Raw genomic sequence first — 18,934 nt, forward strand, 5'->3', positions numbered from 1 at the left:
TGTGCCGCGCCCAAAAGGGAGAAGAAGAATGCCCCTGTTGCAGGTCCTGCGTCCGACATTGCCGATCCTGATCGGCGCCTCGATCATGCTGACGCTGAGCATGGGGCTGCGGCAGTCGCTCGGCATATTCATGCAGCCGCTGACGCATGACATTCATATTTCCATCTCGGATTTCACGCTGGCGCTCGCCGTGCAAAACCTCGCCTGGGGCTTTCTGCAACCGCCCGCCGGCGCGCTGACGGTGCGCTACGGCTTCCGTCCGATCATGATCGCGGGCGCGCTGATGTACATCGTGGGCCTCGCGCTGATGGCGACCGCCAATGGGATGATCAGCATCATGATCGGCGCCGGCGTGCTGATCGGGACCTCGCTCGCGTGCACCGCAGCGGCGATCGCGATGTCGGTGGCGGCGCGTGCGGTGCCGGAGACGGTGCGCTCCACCGTGCTCGGTATTGTCTCCGGTGCGGGCTCGCTCGGCGCGCTGTTGTCGGCGCCGATCGGCCAGATGCTCAACGAGGGCTTTGGCTGGCGCATCGGGCTTGCCGGCTTCGTCATTATGTCGGTGCTGATGATCCCTGCCGCCTGGTACGCCGGGCGCGTCGACAGGATTCCGCTGCCGAAGCCGGCGGCCGACGAGATCGACGATGCCACGGCCGCGACGGCGGCGAGGACCGCATTCGGCAACGCCTCCTTCGTGGTGATGACCTGCGCCTATCTCGTCTGCGGCATGCAGCTGGTGTTCCTCACCACGCATCTGCCGTCATATCTGGCGATCTGCGGCCTCGATCCGATGCTGAGCGCGCAGACGCTCGGCATGATTGGCGGCTTCAACGTGCTGGGCTCGCTGTTCTTCGGCTGGGCCGGCCAGCGCTGGAACAAGCTGGCGCTGCTTGGCGGCATCTACATCCTGCGCTCGGTCGCGCTCGCCTGGTATTTCATGCTGCCGGCAACATCGTTCTCGACGCTGCTGTTCGGCGCCATCATGGGCTTCCTCTGGATGGGCGTCGGCCCGCTGGTCGCGGGCGCCGTCGCCGAGATGTTCGGTCTGCGCTGGCAGGCGATGATCCAGGGCCTCGCCTTCATGAGCCATCAGATCGGCAGCTTCCTCGGCGCTTACGGGGGCGGGCTGCTCTACGACGCGCTCGGCTCCTACACCATGGCCTGGCGCATCGGCGTGGCGCTTGGTCTAGCCGGCGGCATCGTGCAGGTGGCGTTCGCGCTTGTCAGGCCGTCGCAGCCCCCCACGCCGGTGCTGCGGACGGCGTAGCAGGGGCGGGCTGCCTAGCTTCAGCTTCGGAAGTTACAGCGGACGCCGCCCTGCTCAATCGTGAAAGGCCGCTTGTGACCCCCTGAACGGACATCAAGCCGGGCAAGATTCTGGCTCGTTCGATCCCTTCCAGAACGGGTTCCGCCCGATAAGATGGCCTTTCAAACCCTCCGGGGGGCGGATATGACGCGGTCAGCAAAAGCGGGCGGCAAGAGGAGCATGGCGAGGGTGCGCAAGGCGCGCTCAGCGCAGGGCCGCAGCCGCGCCAAGACCAAACAGCCCGTTCGGCCCGCCACCCGAATGAAGCCTTCAAGAGCTTTCGAAATGGAGGCGAAGGAAGCTCGCGAGCAACAGGCGGCGGCAGCCGAGATATTAAAGGTAATCGCGAGTTCGCCGTCCGACGTTCAGCCGGTGTTTGAGGCCATCGCGTCAAGCGCAAAACGCCTACTGGGTGGATATACAGCCGCGGTCTACCGCCTCGTCGATGATGCTATTCATCTCGTTGCGCTGACGCCCACCAGCCCGGAGGCCGATAAAGCTATCAGGGCTGAATTTCCGGTGAAACTGAACCGAGCTGCCCCTCCCGTAGCATTGGCCGCGAACGGCGAGTTTGTGCAGATTGCGGATAGCGAAACGGCTGATCTGCAAACTCAAAGACTCGGACGGACACGAGGCTGGCGCAGCGTGACGTTCACGCCTTTATTGAACAAGGGAGCGGCCATTGGCTTCATAACGATTACTCGGCGGGACCCGGGAGCATTCGCCGATCATCACGTTCAGCTGCTGCAGACCTTCGCCAATCAAGCCGCTATCGCGATCGAGAACACCCGCCTCTTCGACGAGAGGAGGGAGGCGCTGGAGCGGCAGACTGCAACCGGAGACGTGCTCAAGATCATAAGCCGCTCATCCGTCGACCTGGAGACGGTACTCGAAACTCTGGTTGAGACGGTGGCACGCCTCTGCCGGGCTGACCAGGTGTACATGTTCCATCTTCGGCATGACCTCTGGCACTTGATCGCCGATTACGGGCTATCGATCGAGGCCAGAGAATTCTTCAAGACGAACCCATTCACGCCTGGCCGGGGCTCGACGTCTGGCCGAGCGGCGATGGAGCTTCGCGCCGTCCCCATCGCTGACGTCTTGCAGGATCCGGAATACACTCTCGGCGAAGGGCAGGCGATCGCCGGCTATCGGTCGACGCTTGGCGTTCCGTTGCTTCGCGAGAATACGCTGATAGGCGTTTTCAGCATTGCGCGTACGCGCGTTGAACCCTTCGCGAGCAAGGACATCGAACTCGCCACCAGCTTCGCCGACCAGGCGGTGATCGCGATCGAGAACGCGCGGCTATTCGATGAGTTGCGCGAGCGCCAGGCGGAGCTGCGCGTTACCTTCGACAATATGGGGGACGCGGTCGCGATGTTCGGCGCCGACAAGCGGCTTGCCGCGTGGAATCGCAATCTGCAGGACATGCTCGATCTGCCGGACGACCTGCTCGTCAGCCGTCCGAATTTCGCAGAGTTGTTCCGCTACTTGGCCGCCAGAGGCGAGTTTGGTTCGGGCGATCTCGAGGCGGAACTCGCGCGGAGCGTTGACGATATCGGCCGCGAAATGCGTTACGAACGGGTCCGTCCCGATGGCCGCATTGTCGAAGTTCGCCGCAACCCGGTACCAGATGGCGGCTTTGTGCTGATCTATGCCGATATCACCAAGCGTAAGCGTTCCGAAGACGCTGTTCGCATGGCTCGCGATGCCGCCGAGAAGGCGTTGCTTGATTTGCAGGCGGCCCAGGACCGTCTGATCCAGACCGAGAAGCTGGCCTCCCTGGGCCAGCTTACTGCCGGCATCGCCCACGAAATCAAGAACCCGCTAAATTTCGTCAACAATTTCTCGGCGCTCTCCGTTGAGCTCACGGATGAGCTCAATGATCTTCTGAAGCAGGCGACCCTTACGGAACAGCTTCGTAAAGAGGTGGATGAGCTGACCGCTTTGCTGAAGAACAACCTCTCAAAGGTCGTGCAGCACGGCAAGCGCGCCGACTCTATCGTCAAGAATATGCTGCTGCATTCGCGCGAGGGATCGGGCGAGCTACGTGCCGTCGATATCAATGGACTGGTGGAGGAAAGCCTCAACCTGGCCTATCACGGCGCACGGGCCGAAAAGCCAGGCTTCAACATCGTCCTGCAGCGTAACTTGGATCCTGCCGCTGGCATGGCCGACGTCTATCCACAGGCAATCACCCGCGCTCTGCTCAACCTGATCTCAAACGGCTTCTATGCTGCGACCAAACGTAAGACTGAAAACGGCGAAGCGGGCTTTGAGCCGATCTTGTCGGCCACTACAACGAATCTTGGCAGCTCGGTAGGGATATGCATTCGCGACAACGGCATCGGCATACCGTCAGAGGTCAAGGAGAAGATATTCAATCCGTTCTTCACCACCAAACCAGCTGGCGAAGGAACGGGGCTCGGGCTATCGATGACCCACGACATCATCGTCAAACAACATGGTGGTACCATCCGGGTTGAGACCGAACCCGGCGCATTCACGGACTTTATCGTGACTCTGCCCCGCGCATCGGGCGCGCAAAGCAATCAGCGGAGCACGAGATGAGCACATATATCGTGGTGGTCAATGACGAGCCTGACGTCGCGGAAATGTTCAGGCAGCAGTTCCGCCGGGATTTGCGGTCAGGACGCTTCGTCATGGAATTTGCCCTCTCCGCACCGGCCGCCTTAGAGCAGGTGAAAGTAGGCCGGCGGATTGCTCCGCGTTTGGTGCGGCCAAGCCGTGCCGGCGACTGGCTCTGAGTCAGAGAATACGCGGAAGCGGGGCTTTCTTTTGAGCTACGGAACTGACTTGCCAGATCAGTTTCGCCGGTCTGCGATCCTTGTCGACAAGATTCTCAAGGGTACGAAACGGGGCGATCTGCCCGTCGAACGGCCGACCAAGTACGAACTTGTTATAAACCTCCAGACCGCCAAAGCACGCGGCATCAACATGCCACCGACCTTGCTGACGCGGGCCGATGTAGTGAGGCACTCTGAGCTCGCTTATTGGCCCGAAACTGCCTTAGCTCGATGCTGGTCAAAGCGTCGGTCCGTCGCGGCTTGAATAATGCCTCTCTACTCTTGCTTTGCCGGGGGTGAAGTCACGACCTTGCCCCAGCGGGGCACCTCGCTTGCGACAAATTCGCGGAGAGCCTCCGGCGTCCGCCGCGTGGCGTCGGGGATGACAAATCCAATGTCGATAAGTCGCTTGCGCGTCGCTTCGTCATCCAGTGCTTTGTTCAAGGCCTCGCTTAGCTTGGTCTGTACTTCAGGCGTGAGATTCTTGGGTGCGAAAATCGCGTTCCAAGTCGAGACGACGAATTGAGGGAGGCCGCTTTCGACGGTTGTGGGAACGTTGGGGATGATGACGGCGCGCTGCGGACTCGCGATGGCGATTGCCTTCAGGGCTCCGCTCTGAATCTGGGAGATCGTGCCACTCAGTGAAATGCAACTGAAATCGACTTGGCCGCCCATCAAATCGTTCATCGCTGGTGCGCCGCCGCGATAAGGGACACGCCCCGTTTGAATATCAAGGATTGATTGCAGCAGCGTGCAGAAAAGATGGGTAGGAGCTCCGACGCCGACATGCGCTTCATTGACCTTATCGCGGTTCGCTCTGACATAGGCGATGAACTCCGCGAGGCTGTTCGCCGGGAAGTCTTTTCGCGTCACTATGACAGCAGGTACATCGGCGGCGAGACCGATGGGCGCGAAGTCATTGATTGGATCGTATTTTAGGTCAGGATACTGCGCTGGGGCGGCGCCGTGCGTCCCCATGTTGCCCATGATGATCGTATACCCATCCGGTGCCGCACGGGCAGCACGCGCTGTCGCGGTTGTGCCTGCAGCACCGGGCTCGTTGTCGACGATTATGGGCCGGCCGAGTGTCTTCGACATGTGCTCGGCCAGGATACGTGACAAGGTGTCGTTCGATCCGCCGGCCGCATAGGGCACTATGAGCGTAATTGCTCTGGATGGATAGTCGGCCCGAGCCGCTCCGGGGAGGGCGACGAGGATTGCAAAAAAAAGTGCGAGCAGGCGGTTCATGGGGGATTCCTTCCTTGCTTGCGACTTCCTCTAGTAGCTTACCCTCAGCGCAGCTTCTTAGCCATGAGATGGAAAGGGTCGAACCTCTACCGGGGTGTGTCATCGCCAAATCCAGTTTGCGAATTGTCTGCTATCATCGGCGATTTCGTTAGGCGCATAAGAGCGACTGCGCGGGCGAACCCATAAGGGCTCAGACCTGCCTTGGCCCACGGCCGCGATGGCTTCAGTTTCCCATGACCATGGTTGGCCGACAATCGCTTGCGTCTCGCGGCGGCAACGCCACTCGAGCTCACAGCAGGAGTTGTCAACGTTGCGGCGCGGAGAGCTCGTAGTTGATGCAGTCCATCTTGATCTCGTATTGACCCTCATAGATGCCGTTGCTGACCCACCGAAACACCTTGCGGTAGTTGGTTGTTTGCTCGGAGCGCGGCAGGCTGCCGGGTGGACGGTAAACATCCGCGATCGTTTTGGACGATATCTCGGCCAGCGTCAGCTTCTCGTCGGGATTCCCTTCGCGCTTGAACACCATCTTTTTGTCGAGACCCGAATTGATGTCGATCGCCTCAAATTTCGAGATCAGGAGGTCATCGTTGACGGCCGCGAGCAACGGCCCGTTCACCCACGCCTTCGGCAATATCACAAGCGACGAGCGGCTGAAGACGACGACCGGTGCATCGTCACTCGGTAGCACACCTCGGCAGCCGTAGCGCCATTCGCCGGCCGTGCTCGGCGAGGCAACGGCAATGAAGGTAATTGCTATCACCCCCTGCAGGATGCGGCAGGCAGGGCTGATTCTCGCGATGGCAGACATCGGGCTGGGCATGGTGTGGTTTCCCAAGGGATCAGCCCTTGGTCGCGCCGAAGCGGCCGAATGTTCATTCTTGGTGGTCGCTGCTGGTTCGCCTGGCCTGAGGCGCTCATCCCGCAATGTACCGCGAGGAGAGGTCTCGAAGGCGACCGGCATCTCGGCAAGCCCTAGCCGGATAGACCAAAGCGCGACGAGATTTGGATCAATCGCCATCGCGCTTCATGTTGTTGTATGCGCAGATCTTTCCGGAGAACGGTTTCGTACTTGCGCTGGCGCGACCCTTGGGGCCGGCTCATGCTTTATTGCGAACGTTTTGACCGCTTGAGATCGGCGACCTTAAACCTGTTGCCGGCCTGCAGGCTGCTGCAAAACCAGTGGGCTCTGTTTCGAAACTCGCCCAGGAACACCTTCGTCTCGACGCAATTTTCGTAGGATGCATGGGTGATGGTGTCTCGGCACGTTGGCGAGCTCCGCACACACCGTCATTGCGAGCGAAGCGAAGCAATCCAGACTACCTCGGCCGAGACATTCCGGATTGCTTCGTCGCAAGAGCTCCTCGGACGCAGCGCAGCGCTCCTTTAGCGGTGCGCTGCAGAGCCGGGGCCCATGTCGCGGCATCGTGCTGTGTGGCCTGCTGGGTCCCGGCTCGGCGCAGCAGCGCTGCAGCGCGTCCGGGACACGAGAGAGCAGGCAAAATAAAACGGGGCCCGTGAGGGCCCCGCAAAAGTCGTCAGTTCGTCCCGCGATCTTACTTGATCTTGGCTTCGCGGAATTCGACGTGCTTGCGCGCGACCGGATCGTACTTCTTCTTGACCAGCTTGTCGGTCATGGTGCGCGAATTCTTCTTGGCGACGTAGTAGAAGCCGGTGTCGGCCGAGGACACGAGCTTGACCTTGATGGTGACCGCTTTGGCCATGTTCTGAACCTCAGAATATCAGGGGAATCTGGAGCCGGCCAAACGGCCCGCGTTGGCCGGCAACCTAGCCAGAAACCGCCTGATGTCAAGGTTTTAGGGGGCAGAAACCACTCAAATCGGGCCCATTAGGCCTCGAAGAAGCGGTTTTTCGGCCGCGGCAAGCCCAGATTCTCCCTCAAAGTGGCCCCTTCATACTCTTTGCGGAAAATCCCGCGCCGCTGCAGCTCCGGGACCACCTTGTCGACGAAATCGTCGAGGCCGGCGGGCAGGAACGGGAACATGATGTTGAAACCGTCGGAGCCGCGCCCGACCAGCCATTCCTCCATCTGGTCGGCGATGGTCTTGGCGGTGCCGACGAAGGACAGCCCGCCATAGCCGCCAACGCGCTGGGCCAGCTGGCGCACGGTGAGTTTTTCACGGGTGGCGAGGTCGACCATGCGCTGGCGCCCGCTCTTGCTGGCATTGGTCTCGGGGATTTCGGGGAGGAGGCCATCGGGATCGAAGCCGGAGGCGTCGGTGCCGAAGATGACGGAGAGCGAGGCGATGGCGCTGTCGTAATGCACGCGGCTGTCGAGCAGGGCGCGCTTCTCCTTGGCCTCGTCGACGCTGTCGCCGACCACGACGAAGGCGCCGGGCAGGATCTTGAGGTGTTCAGGATCGCGGCCGACCTTCTCCATGCGGCCCTTGATATCGGCGTAGAGTTTTTGGCCGTCGGCGAGACTGCCGCCGCCGGTGAACACGGCTTCCGCGGTTTCGGCCGCGAGCTGCTTGCCGTCTTCCGATGCGCCGGCCTGCACGATGACCGGCCAACCCTGCACGGGGCGGGCGATGTTGAGCGGGCCGCGTACCTTCAGATATTTGCCGTTGTGGTCGAGCGTGTGCATCTTGGCGGGATCGAAGAACAGGCCGCTCTCGACATCGCGCACGAAGGCATCGTCGGCGAAGGAATCCCACAGGCCCGTGACGACGTCGTAGAACTCGCGGGCGCGCTTGTAGCGCTCGGCGTGCTCCATGTGATCGTCGAGGCCGAAATTCAGCGCGGCATCCGGGTTCGATGTGGTGACGATATTCCAGCCCGCACGTCCGCCGCTGAGATGGTCGAGCGAGGCGAAGCGGCGCGCGACATGATAGGGCTCATCGAAGGTGGTCGAGCCCGTCGCGATCAGGCCGATCCGCTCGGTGACGGCCGAGAGCGCCGACAGCAGCGTGAACGGCTCGAACGAGGTCACGGTGTGGCTGCGCTTCAGCGCATTGATCGGCATGTTCAGCACGGCGAGGTGATCGGCCATGAAGAAGGCGTCGAACTTGCCGGCCTCGAGCTTTTGGATCAGCTGCTTGATGTGCGAGAAGTTGAAATTGGCGTCGGGCCAGGCCCCGGGATAGCGCCAGGCGCCGGTATGAATGCTGATCGGGCGCATGAACGCGCCAAGCTGTGAGTTGCCGTTGTGCCATCGCCCGGTGTCCTTCTTCATTGTCGTTCGGAAAGACATAGGTGCGGGCCGCGCGGGTGCCACGGGGATCGTGCGAAACAATTTTTTGATTTTGGGGCGTGCCTCAGCATGTTCGTCATTCCGGGGCATCGCGCAGCGATGAACCCGGAATCTCGAGATTCTCAGGTGCGCAATTGCGCACCAGAGTTCGATGCTTCGCATCGCCCCGGAATGACAGGGAGGGCCATCGCGCGCCGACGGCGCTCGGGAGGTGAGGCAGTCAGCTCAAAATATCCTTCTGCATCTTGCCGCCGTAGAAATGGAAGAACGGCACCGGCGCGTCGTGGCGCAACGGGCCGGTGGCAAGGCGGGTGTCGAGCTCGTTGAGGACGTTGCGCGTCATCGGATGCAGATCCGCAAGCGGTTTCGAGCCGAGCTCGACCCAGACCAATTCGACCAGCTCGGCATCGGCGTGGATCACGCCTTCGACGCGGTGGGTGATTGCGGAGGCATCGGCGGTGAAGAAGCGCGTGTCGAAGCGCTTGACGCGGCCGGGCGGGGTGATCGCGCGCGCGATCAGGAATAGGCCTGAGGGATCGGGCAGCAGGCCCGCATCCGCGAACGGCTTCCAGGGGCCTTCGAGCTTTGCCAGCTTGCCTTCCGCTTGGCGGCCGAGGCAGAGGCCGGTCTCCTCGCAGGCTTCGCGGATCGCGGCAATGGCGAGCGATTTCGCGCGCGAGGCCGGTGTCTTCGGGCTGCCCTTGGCGAGATTGGCCTCTAACTCCGCGGTGATCGGGGCGGCACAGGGCACGCGATAATCGGCCTTGTCGACGCGGCCGCCGGGAAAGACGAATTTTCCGGGCATGAACACCACCTTGTCGTGGCGCTTGCCGACCAGCACTTTCGGAACGGCGCCGCTGCGATCGACCAGGATCAGTGTCGCCGCATCCTTGGGGCGGAAATAGGGATGGTGGTCGGCTTCCTTCTCCTCGTGAACCCTTGCCTTCTCCGCAGCCTGCGCAATATCCGTCATGTCCTCACCCAAACCGTTTCTTGCTTATTGCTTACACTGGCGGAATACCATCCGGAGGGTTCTCGTCAAACCCGTGCATGCGCAGAGCCCATTGCAAGCCGACCACAGCTCCCTTCACGGGCTGCAACAGCGCGAGCGAGGCGACGAAGGTGAAGGGCAGATAGGCCGCGAAGCTGAGCCAGACCGGCGTGGTGTAATTGGTCTCGATCCAAAGGATCGCGGGCACCACGATGTGGCCGACAATGACGATCACGAGATAGGCGGGCAAATCGTCGGCGCGATGTGGTGTGAAATCGAGGCCGCATTTGGCGCAATTGTCGGCGGTCTTCAGGAAGGCGCGGAACAGCTTGCCCTCGCCGCAGCGCGGACAGCGGCCGCGAAAGCCGCGCTTCATCGCAGGCCAGACGTCGCGCTTCTCGACGAGCCCGCTCTCGCGCGTCCAGATCTTTGGGGCCGTGCTCGTCGTCACCATGCCTTGCCCTTCTGTCCCTTGCCGCTTCCCTTGTTCTTCCCTTTGGCCTTCTTCCCCTTGGCAGACTTCTGCTTTTCCGGCTTGCGTTTTCTCTCCGGACTGCGTCCGGGATGGGCCTTTAAAGATTTGCGCTGCGGGCGGAATGACCTGCGGTCGCGCTGGCCGCTCTCGCTTTCCGACGACAGCAGCTCGAAGCGCAGCGCGCCTGCAATGGGAGCGGCTTCGATGAGGCGGACGTCAACGACGTCGCCGAGCTGATACATGGTGCCGCTGCGCGTGCCGACCAGGGCGTGCCGGCTCTCGTCATAGTTGAAATATTCCGTGCCGAGGGATCGGATCGGAATCAGTCCGTCGGCGCCGGTATCAGTGAGCTTCACGAACAGGCCGGCGCGGGTGACGCCGGAGACGCGGCCCTGGAAGCTCGCGCCGATGCGGTCGGCGAGGTGATGGGCGATCAGGCGGTCCACCGTCTCGCGCTCGGCCTTCATCGCGCGCCGCTCAGTCAGGGAAATATGAGCGGCGACCTCGCCGAGCGATTCCGGCGTCTCGCTGTCGGGCAGGGCGCCTTCGCCAAGGCCGAGGGCGCGGACCAGCGCGCGGTGCACGACGAGGTCGGCATAGCGGCGGATCGGCGAGGTGAAATGCGCGTAGCGGCGCAAATTCAGGCCGAAATGGCCGTAGTTCTCTGCGGAGTATTCCGCCTGCGCCTGGGCGCGCAGCACGACCTCGCTGACCAGCGGGTAATAGTCGTGGCCTTCGAGCTGGGCCAGCACGCGGTTGAACGTCGTCGGGCGCAGCGCGCCCGATTTGGCGAAGGAGACGTCGAGCGTCTCCAGGAATTCCGCGAGCGCGTGGACCTTCTCCAGCGTCGGCTCGTCATGCACGCGGTAGATGAGCGGCAGCGATTTCTTCTCCAGCATCTCCGCTGCCGCGACGTTGGCGAGGATCATGAACTCCTCGATCAGCTTATGCGCATCGAGCCGCTCGGGGATGACGACGCGGTCGACCGTCCCGTCGCTCTTGAGCAGGATCTTGCGCTCGGGCAGATCGAGATTGAGCGGGTCGCGCTCGTCGCGCGCGCGCTTGGCGCAGGCATAGGCGGCATAGAGCGGCCTCAGGATCGGATCGAGCAGGGGGCCCGTGGTGTCGTCCGGCCGCCCGTCGATCGCGGCCTGCGCCTGCGCGTAATGCAGCTTCGCGGCCGAGCGCATCAGGATGCGATGAAAACTGTGCGAGCGCTTGCGGCCGTCAGGGCCGAGCACCATCCGCACCGCGAGCGCGCCGCGCGGCTCGCCCGGCACCAGCGAGCAGAGATTGTTGGAGATGCGCTCGGGCAGCATCGGCACGACGCGGTCGGGGAAATAGACCGAGTTGCCGCGGTCGAGCGCATCGCGATCGAGCGCTGTGCCGGGGCGGACGTAGAAGCTGACATCGGCGATGGCGACGTTGACGATGAAACCGCCCTTGTTGTTGGGATCGTCGTCCGCTTGCGCATGCACCGCGTCGTCGTGATCCTTGGCGTCGGGCGGATCGATGGTGACGAGCGGGACGTCGCGCCAATCCTCGCGACCCTTCAGATTGGCGGGCTCCGCGGCTTCCGCATCGCGCATCGCGGCGGAGGAGAATTGCAGCGGGATGTCGTGGGCGTAGATCGCGATCAGGCTGATCGCCTTCTCGGACTTGACCGAGCCGAGCTTCTCCTTGACCCGTCCGGACGCCAGGCCAAAGCCGCGCGAGCGGACGATGTCGACGCTGACGAGGTCGCCGTCCTGTGCGCCCTGGGTGTCCGCTTTCGCGATGTTCAGCTCGCGATCGGCGAATTTCTTGTCGACGGGGACGAGCCGTCCGCCGCCTTCGGGAAGCGCGCGGAACACGCCGAGGATGCGGCTCTTGGCCTTGTCGATCACCTTGATGATGCGGCCGCGATAGGCGGGGCCTTCGTCATCCTCGCTGCGATCGACGCGCAGCAGGGCGCGGTCGCCGACGCCGGCGGCGGTGCCGGGCTTGGCCCGGCGCGGCATCTCGATGAGGATTTTGGGCGGCTCGCCGCTCCCGACCTCGTCCCATTCGGCGGGGGAGGCGATCAGTTCGCCGTCGCTGTCGCGGCCGGTGATGTCGGCGAGCAGGGTGGGCGGCAGCGCGTCCGGCTCCGAGACCTTGTGGCGCTTCTTCTTGATGATGCCGTCGTCGGCGAGCTCGCGCAGCATGCGCCTGAGCTCGGCGCGATCGGCATTCTTCAGGCCGAACTCGCGCGCAATTTCGCGAGTTCCGACCTTTCCTGGATTTGCCTTGATGAAGGCGACGATGGCGTTCCTGTCGGGAAAGCCACGGTCATTCGTGCGTTTCACTTAACCTCTAATTCTTGATCTAAGTCTTGCCGGCACTCTTCTTGGCCGGGGCCTTGGCGGCGGCGGTCTTGGTCGGCGACGGCTTAGTGGCGGACGTCTTCGCCGTCGACGGCACGGCGGCGCGCGCCTTGCTGGTGGATTCGGATTTGGATTTGGCCGCGGCTTTCTTCGCGGCCGGCTTCTTCGGTTTTGGCGCGACGTCCTCACCGTCGGCCTTCTCTGCAGCCTTCTTGGTCTTGGCAGGCTTTGCCGCCTTCTTCGCCTTGGTCTTTCCGCCCCCTTTGGCCGCGCGTTCGTCGATCAGCGCGATCGCCTGCGGCAGCGTGATCGTATCCTTCTCGAACTCGGCCGGGATCGTCGCGTTGACGCCGCCGGCCGTGACATAGGCGCCATAGCGGCCGCTCTTGACGGTGACGGTGCCGAGCGTCGGATGATCGCCGAGCGCCTTGCCGGGATCGGCGCCGAAGCGGCGGCTCGGGCCCTTGGCGACCTTCTCCGCGATCAGCGTCACGGCGCGGTTGAGGCCGATGTCGAACACCTCGTCGCCGGCTTCCAGGCTCGCATAGGTCTTCTCGTGCTTCACGAACGGCCCGAAGCGGCCGAGGCCGGCGATGATCGGATGGCCGGTCTCGGGATGCTTGCCGATCTCCCGCGGCAGCGACAGCAGCTTCAGTGCGAGCTCGAGGTCGACATCGCTGGGCGAGGTGCCCTTGGGGATGCCTGCGCGCTTTGGCTTCTCGCCTTCTTCATAATCCTTCTGTTCCCCGAGCTGGATATAGGGCCCGAAGCGGCCGGCCTTGACCCAGACGTCGAAGCCGGTATCGGGATCCTGCCCGAGCGAACGGTCGGCGGTCGCTTCGCCATCGGCGGCGAGCTGGCGGGTGTAGCGGCATTCCGGATAGTTCGAGCAGCCGACGAAGGCGCCGAACTTGCCGGCCTTGAGATTCAGCCGGCCGGTGCCGCAGTTCGGGCACTGCCTGATATCGCCGCCATCGGCGCGGGGCGGATAGATGTGCGGCCCCAGCATCTCGTCGAGCACGTCCAGCACCTGCGCAACGCGCAGATCCTTGATGTCGTCGACGGCGCCGATGAAGTCGCGCCAGAAATCCTTCAGCACCTGCTGCCAGGAGATCTCGTTGTTGGAGATGCGGTCGAGCTGTTCCTCCAGCGCGGCGGTGAAGTCGTATTCGACGTAGCGGCTGAAGAAGCTCTCCAGGAACGCGATCACGACGCGGCCCTTGTCCTCGCCGTGCAGGCGCTTCTTCTCCAGCTTGACGTAGCCGCGGTCCTTCAGGACCTGCAGGATCGAGGCATAGGTCGAGGGCCGGCCGATGCCGAGCTCTTCCATGCGCTTGACGAGGGATGCTTCCGAGAAGCGCGGCGGCGGTTCGGTGAAATGCTGGGTGACGGACAGGCTCTGCCGCTTCACGGCCTCGCCTTGGCTCATCGCGGGCAGGCGACGGGAATCCTCGTCCTCCTCATCGTCGCGGCCTTCCTGGTAGAGCGCGAGGAAGCCGTCGAACTTCACGACCTGGCCGGTGGCGCGCAGCTCCAGCGTCCGGCCGCCGGCCTTCGCCGTGATGTCCACCGTGGTGCGCTCGAGCTCGGCCGATTCCATCTGGCTCGCGATGGTGCGCTTCCAGATCAGCTCATAGAGTTTGGCCTGATCGGCATCGAGCTTGCGGCTCATGCTGTCGGGGCGGCGCGACAGGTCGGTCGGACGGATCGCCTCGTGCGCTTCCTGGGCGTTCTTGGCCTTGGCCTGGTACTGGCGGGGAGCGTCCGGCACATAGGCATTGCCGTAATCCTCGCCGATCACCTTGCGGGCCTGGGTGATCGCCTCGGGCGCGATCTGGACGCCGTCGGTCCGCATATAAGTAATGAGTCCGGTGGTCTCGCCGCCGATGTCGATGCCTTCATAAAGGCGCTGGGCGATGCGCATGGTGTGCGCCGGCGCAAAGCCGTATTTGCGGCTGGCTTCCTGCTGCAGCGTCGAGGTGGTGAAGGGCGCCTGCGGATTGCGCCGCGCCGGCTTGGCGTCGACCGCGGTCACGGCGTAGGCGGCTGCTTCCAGCGCCTTCTTGAAGTCCTCGGCTTCCGCGCCGGTGCCGATGTCGAGGCGCTGGATCTTCTTGCCGTCGGCGCCGACGAGGCGGGCCTCGAAGGCTTCTCCGCGCGGCGTGAGCAGGGTCGCGATCAGCGACCAATATTCGCGCGGCACGAACTTCTCGATCTCGAGCTCGCGGTCGCAGACGAGGCGCAGCGCCACCGACTGCACGCGGCCGGCCGAGCGGGCGCCCGGCAGCTTGCGCCACAGCACGGGCGAAAGGGTGAAGCCGACCAGATAATCGAGCGCACGGCGCGCCATGTAGGCGTCGACCAGTGCACCGTCGATCTGGCGCGGATGCTTCATCGCGTCCGAGACCGCCTGCTTGGTGATGGCGTTGAACACCACGCGCTCGATCTTCTGATCCTTCAGCGCGCGCTTTTCCTTCATCACCTCCAGCACGTGCCAGGAGATGGCCTCGCCCTCGCGATCAGGGTCGGTGGCGAGAATCAGGCGGTCGGCACCCTTCAGGGATTTGGCGATCTCGTTGAGCCGGCCGGCCGCCTTGGGATCGACCTCCCAGATCATCTTGAAATTGGCGTCGGGATCGACGGAACCGTTCTTCGCCGGGAGATCGCGGACATGGCCGAATGAGGCCAGAACCTCATAGGACGAGCCCAGATATTTGTTGATCGTCTTGGCTTTCGCCGGCGACTCCACAATGACGATATTCATTTAGTTCCAGTGGCTTACGGGAAAATCTCGGGCCGAAAACGAAAGGACTCGGGTCGGCCGTTTCGCCCCGAACATGGGTGGTGAGGCGGCCCCTGTCAAATCCGGGGGTGTTGAAAGCCGCCGAAATGGGAAAAGTTTCATATCGAGAAAGTTGCAGAATACCACCTTGGAGTTGCGATCCATGTCGGCGTAATGTTTCCGCGGGACATGGATTCGGGTGGGGTCTGGTGACAAGGCCGGGAAAGAAACGGGCGCGCGCTGGATCGGGCGCGCGGGTGGGCTCGCGTCACGAGGAACCGGGGGAGGGCGGGGCGGATGAGGCGGTGGCCTTCATCGCCGAGCAGGTGGCCGCCTTGCGCAAGCTGGCCGAGCGCCACAAGCTCGACATGCTGCATTATCTCTTAGGAATGACGCAGCTCGAGGCCGATGAGCATCTGCGGCTGCGGACCAAGCGCAAGCTGTCGTGAGGTTTGGACCTTTGTCAGTCCCCGTCATTCCTGCGCGAGCGCGTAGCGCTCGTCGCTGGAGGCGTGAGGCTTGGGATGCGAACGCATCGCAAGCCGAGCCTCGAAGGATGAACGGCCGAGATGCAGCCGGGCCGTCGCCCTTCGAGGTTCGCCGAAGAGGCGAGCACCTCAGGGTGACGGTGATAGATATGGAGTACGCTGCCCCAACCTCGTCATTGCGAGCGCAGCGAAGCAATCCAGACTGCCTCCGCGGAAAGACTCTGGATTGCTTCGCTGCACTCGCAATGACGCGTGATGGCAGTTCGCCGCCATCACGCCGACCGCCGCCGCCGCGCCGGCCGCGGCTTCAGCGTGGTGTCCGCCGGGCTGAGCAGCCGTCCGTCCTCCGCGCGCATTTCGAGCTTCCTGACCGGGCGGCCTTTTGCGCGGTCCACCAAAATGGTCGCAATCTCCTCAGGGTGATCATCGAACTCCTCGCTCCATTGCCGCAGCGCGACCAGGATCGGGAAGGTGCCGCGGCCCTTCGGCGTCAGCACATATTCTTGATAAGCGCTGCCGTCGGAGGCGGGGGCGGTTTCCAGAATGCCGTGGTCGACCAGCGCGCGCAGGCGCACTGAGAGGATGTTCTTGGCCATGCCGAGCTTGCTCTGAAACTCGCCGAAGCGGCGGACGCCGAACAGCGCCTCGCGGATGATCAAGAGCGACCACCAGTCGCCGAGCGCCTCCAGCGACCGCGCGATCGGGCAGGAATCGCCCTCGAAGCTCGTTCTTTTCACCATCATCTTCGTCCTGTCGCGTTCGCACGGCGCCAGCGCCGATCACGCGCTTGTGTGGTTGCATCATAAAACCAATTGCCCTAGATGGCAATATAGTTTCATAATGCAACTACTGGAGGCGAGCGTGAGACTGAAAGACAAGACGGCTCTGATCACTGGCGGCAATAGCGGCATCGGGCTTGCGACGGCAAAACTGTTCGTGGCCGAGGGCGCCAAGGTGGTGATCACCGGGCGCAACAAGGAGACGCTGGAGGCTGCCGCGAAAGAGCTCGGGCCGAACGGGCTCGCGCTGCCAGCCGACGCGACGGACGTCGCGGCGACGGAAGCTGCGATCAAGCAGGGCGCGGAAAAGTTCGGCAAGTTCGACATCGTGTTCGCCAATGCCGGCATCGCCGGCGGCACGCCGCTGGGGTCGGCCACGCTTGAAGTCTTCGAGAAGGTGATCAGCACGAACCTGACGGGCGTGTTCTTCACCGTGCAGTCCGCGCTACCTTATCTCAACGACAGCGCCTCGATCATCCTCAACGGCTCCGTGATCTCCGTGCTCGGCATTCCCGGTTACTCCGCTTACGGCGCCGCGAAGGCCGGGGTGCGGGCGATGGCGCGGATCATGGCCTCGGAGCTGTCGCCGCGCGGCATCCGCGTCAACGTCGTGGCGCCCGGTGCGATCCGCACGCCGATCTGGGGGCCCGCGACTGCAACACCGGAAGCCGAGAAGGCGTTCGAGAAGCGGATTGCGCTATCGACGCCGCTCGGCCGCATCGGTGAAACGGATCACGTCGCGAAGACGGTGCTGTTCCTCGCCTCCGATGATGCCGCGCACGTGCAGGGCCAGGAAATCTTCGTCGACGGCGGCGCCGTGGCCTCCCCGAGCGGTGCGCCGATCTATCGCGGCTGAACAAATCAAGCGCAAATTGAATCGGCCGGCGCAGTGCGGTTGCGCCGGCCGGTTTTGACGTCCTGTGAGATACATTGACTGAACCTTGCGTGAGGCGTTGAATCTTCGCGCAAGCTGCAAAGACATTTTTACAGGCAGGGGGCAGAAGACTCACTTTTAAGGGAGTCCGCTATGACGAAAGCAGCCCGCCTTTTCTCGTCGATTTCATCTCCGCGCATTTTCACCGAAAGATCCACCATACCGGCCAAGCATTCCGACGCCTCCGAGTTCGTCGCCATCGCGTTGTTCTCTGGGATCGGCCTGCTCGTTTCGCTCGTTGCCGTGATGTTGGGTATGCAGGGCGTCTGGTTTTAGCGTCTCAGATCGTGCAGCCGTCAGCCGCCGCGCAATCCGGCGGCGGCTGATTTCGGCACGGCGTCAGGCCGCGTGCAGGCTGGTGGCTGCCTGAAGCGCGCCGGCGAGCGCCTTCTCGCGATGATCCGGTCCGACCTGGATGCCGTCGGCGATGATGAACTCGGCATTGTGGATGCCCATGAAGCCGAACACGCCGCGCAGATAGCTTTCGAGGTGCTCGAGTGCTGCAGCGGGCGAGCCCGCGCCATAATAACCGCCGCGCGAGATCGCGACGATCACGCGCTTACCGCCGGCGAGCCCCTCCGGCCCCGCCGCGCCATATTTAAAAGTCTTCCCCGCCACCAGGATGCGGTCGATCCAGGCCTTGAGCTGGCTCGGAATCGTGAAGTTGTACATGGGCGCGCCGATGACGACGATTTCGGCGGCCAGGAACTCCTCCAGCGCCGCCGCGCTTGCGGCAAGGTCGGGTCCGAGTTCCGCCGGCGCGGGGGCGCCTTGCGCGGCCGCAAGGTGCGAGCCGGAGAGATGGGCAAGCGGCGTCTGGCTCAGGTCGCGATAGACCACCTCAAGCGAGGGCGTCGCCTGCCGGAGCCGGTCGACGATGGCGGCGGAAACCTGCCGGCTGACAGAATGGGGGCCGAGCACGCTGGAGTCGATATGGAGCAGTTTCATGTGGGGTCACCCTGGTATAGGTTTGTAACCAGCGCTACATGAGTGACTGTCGAAATCCCCGCAAGAACGCACTTTCTTGAGCCATGAGCACATTATTGAAACCTGGGAACACCGATTTGCCTGTCTCGCCAAGGCTGGTTCCAGGTCCGGATCAAAGGCCGGATCCGAACCATGCGGACTGTCGCGGGGTTGCCTCCGTGCTGTCTCGCGTCGGCGACAAATGGAGCGTGTTCGTCATCATGATGCTGAGCGACGGGCCAAAGCGCTTCAACGAGCTCAAGCGCATGATCAACGGCATCTCGCAGCGCATGCTGACCCTGACGCTGCGTGGGCTGGAGCGTGACGGCCTCGTCACGCGCACGATCTTTCCCACCATCCCGCCGCGGGTCGACTATGAGCTGACCGATCTCGGCCGCGGACTCCAGCAGCCGGTGAAAGCGCTCGGAGAGTGGGCGATCGCGCATCAGCAGCAAATCGCGGCGGCACGGGCGCGCTTCGACGAGCGCAACGACGGCTAAAGCGGAGAATTAAGGGGTGGGCGCCTGCTCGTGCTGCGAGGTCGATTTTTACCCTCCCCTGGAGGGGGAGGGCTATCGCACATGACTCGTGGCGGCGGG

Annotated in this window: 16 protein-coding genes and 2 pseudogenes; 8 read left to right on the top strand and 10 right to left on the bottom strand. The window is 63.2% G+C overall.

The genetic code is table 11. The annotated features are described in order from the left end of the window. Positions 1 to 28: 28 nt before the first annotated feature. The 4 genes and pseudogenes from YU9_RS0115200 (at position 29) to YU9_RS41500 (ending at position 4,378) form a co-directional block, all read left to right on the top strand. Positions 29 to 1,267, top strand: coding sequence for an MFS transporter (locus tag YU9_RS0115200; RefSeq protein WP_027573615.1), 1,239 nt, complete (start codon positions 29 to 31; stop codon positions 1,265 to 1,267). Between the two features lie 228 nt (positions 1,268 to 1,495). After that, positions 1,496 to 3,877, top strand: coding sequence for a PAS-domain containing protein (locus tag YU9_RS45085; protein ID WP_245266389.1), 2,382 nt, complete (start codon positions 1,496 to 1,498; stop codon positions 3,875 to 3,877). After that, positions 3,874 to 4,005 (top strand): annotated as a pseudogene (locus tag YU9_RS45725) (response regulator); the annotation flags it as partial. The gene YU9_RS45085 and the pseudogene YU9_RS45725, both read left to right, overlap by 4 nt. Positions 4,006 to 4,054: 49 nt before the next feature. Further along, a complete protein-coding gene (locus tag YU9_RS41500; RefSeq protein ID WP_036017292.1) occupies positions 4,055 to 4,378 on the top strand; it encodes an ABC transporter substrate binding protein in 324 nt (107 codons plus the stop codon). 11 nt (positions 4,379 to 4,389) lie between these two features. Here YU9_RS41500 and YU9_RS0115215 read toward each other — a convergent pair whose 3' ends face one another. The 8 genes and pseudogenes from YU9_RS0115215 to topA form a co-directional block, all read right to left on the bottom strand. Next, a complete protein-coding gene (locus tag YU9_RS0115215; RefSeq protein ID WP_027573617.1) occupies positions 4,390 to 5,361 on the bottom strand; it encodes a tripartite tricarboxylate transporter substrate-binding protein in 972 nt (323 codons plus the stop codon). Positions 5,362 to 5,665: 304 nt separating this feature from the next. After that, on the bottom strand, positions 5,666 to 6,382 hold the full coding sequence (locus YU9_RS0115220; RefSeq protein ID WP_156951901.1) for a hypothetical protein: 717 nt from the start codon (positions 6,380 to 6,382) through the stop codon (positions 5,666 to 5,668). A gap of 535 nt (positions 6,383 to 6,917) precedes the next feature. Beyond that, positions 6,918 to 7,085 carry a 50S ribosomal protein L33 gene (gene rpmG / locus YU9_RS0115225; RefSeq protein ID WP_007603295.1) on the bottom strand — a complete coding sequence of 56 codons (168 nt, stop codon included), beginning with the start codon at positions 7,083 to 7,085 and terminating at the stop codon, positions 6,918 to 6,920. Positions 7,086 to 7,210: 125 nt separating this feature from the next. Continuing rightward, positions 7,211 to 8,537 (bottom strand): annotated as a pseudogene (locus tag YU9_RS41505) (LLM class flavin-dependent oxidoreductase). Between the two features lie 258 nt (positions 8,538 to 8,795). Continuing rightward, positions 8,796 to 9,548 (bottom strand): NUDIX domain-containing protein, encoded by a 753-nt coding sequence (locus tag YU9_RS0115235; RefSeq protein ID WP_027573619.1) that lies wholly within the window; start codon positions 9,546 to 9,548, stop codon positions 8,796 to 8,798. A gap of 31 nt (positions 9,549 to 9,579) precedes the next feature. Beyond that, positions 9,580 to 10,020 carry a DUF983 domain-containing protein gene (locus tag YU9_RS0115240; RefSeq protein WP_027573620.1) on the bottom strand — a complete coding sequence of 147 codons (441 nt, stop codon included), beginning with the start codon at positions 10,018 to 10,020 and terminating at the stop codon, positions 9,580 to 9,582. Beyond that, positions 10,014 to 12,368, bottom strand: coding sequence for a ribonuclease R (gene rnr, locus YU9_RS0115245; protein WP_027573621.1), 2,355 nt, complete (start codon positions 12,366 to 12,368; stop codon positions 10,014 to 10,016). The genes YU9_RS0115240 and rnr overlap by 7 nt, the downstream gene beginning before the upstream one ends. Before the next feature lie 19 nt (positions 12,369 to 12,387). Continuing rightward, a complete protein-coding gene (topA, locus tag YU9_RS0115250; protein WP_027573622.1) occupies positions 12,388 to 15,150 on the bottom strand; it encodes a type I DNA topoisomerase in 2,763 nt (920 codons plus the stop codon). A gap of 323 nt (positions 15,151 to 15,473) precedes the next feature. On the opposite strand from topA, the gene YU9_RS49900 reads away from it, so the two are divergent. Beyond that, positions 15,474 to 15,617: a hypothetical protein gene (locus YU9_RS49900; protein WP_245266391.1), complete on the top strand. Its 144-nt coding sequence runs from the start codon at positions 15,474 to 15,476 to the stop codon at positions 15,615 to 15,617. 311 nt (positions 15,618 to 15,928) lie between these two features. Here the strand turns inward: YU9_RS49900 and YU9_RS0115260 are convergent, their stop codons facing one another. Beyond that, positions 15,929 to 16,396, bottom strand: a complete 468-nt coding sequence (locus YU9_RS0115260) for a helix-turn-helix domain-containing protein (protein WP_027573624.1) — start codon at positions 16,394 to 16,396, stop codon at positions 15,929 to 15,931. A 121-nt stretch (positions 16,397 to 16,517) separates the two neighbouring features. Here YU9_RS0115260 and YU9_RS0115265 point away from each other — a divergent pair, with 121 nt between their 5' ends. Beyond that, positions 16,518 to 17,291: an SDR family oxidoreductase gene (locus tag YU9_RS0115265; RefSeq protein WP_027573625.1), complete on the top strand. Its 774-nt coding sequence runs from the start codon at positions 16,518 to 16,520 to the stop codon at positions 17,289 to 17,291. Between the two features lie 171 nt (positions 17,292 to 17,462). Beyond that, complete coding sequence (locus YU9_RS0115270; RefSeq protein WP_027573626.1) at positions 17,463 to 17,645, top strand: hypothetical protein; 183 nt, start codon at positions 17,463 to 17,465, stop codon at positions 17,643 to 17,645. Between the two features lie 63 nt (positions 17,646 to 17,708). Here the strand turns inward: YU9_RS0115270 and YU9_RS0115275 are convergent, their stop codons facing one another. Further along, on the bottom strand, positions 17,709 to 18,317 hold the full coding sequence (locus YU9_RS0115275) for an FMN-dependent NADH-azoreductase (RefSeq protein WP_027573627.1): 609 nt from the start codon (positions 18,315 to 18,317) through the stop codon (positions 17,709 to 17,711). Between the two features lie 83 nt (positions 18,318 to 18,400). Here YU9_RS0115275 and YU9_RS0115280 point away from each other — a divergent pair, with 83 nt between their 5' ends. After that, positions 18,401 to 18,835, top strand: coding sequence for a helix-turn-helix domain-containing protein (locus tag YU9_RS0115280; RefSeq protein WP_027573628.1), 435 nt, complete (start codon positions 18,401 to 18,403; stop codon positions 18,833 to 18,835). The last annotated feature ends 99 nt before the right edge of the window (positions 18,836 to 18,934 follow it).

It is taken from the genome of Bradyrhizobium sp. WSM1743 (assembly GCF_000473065.1).
Lineage (GTDB): Bacteria > Pseudomonadota > Alphaproteobacteria > Rhizobiales > Xanthobacteraceae > Bradyrhizobium.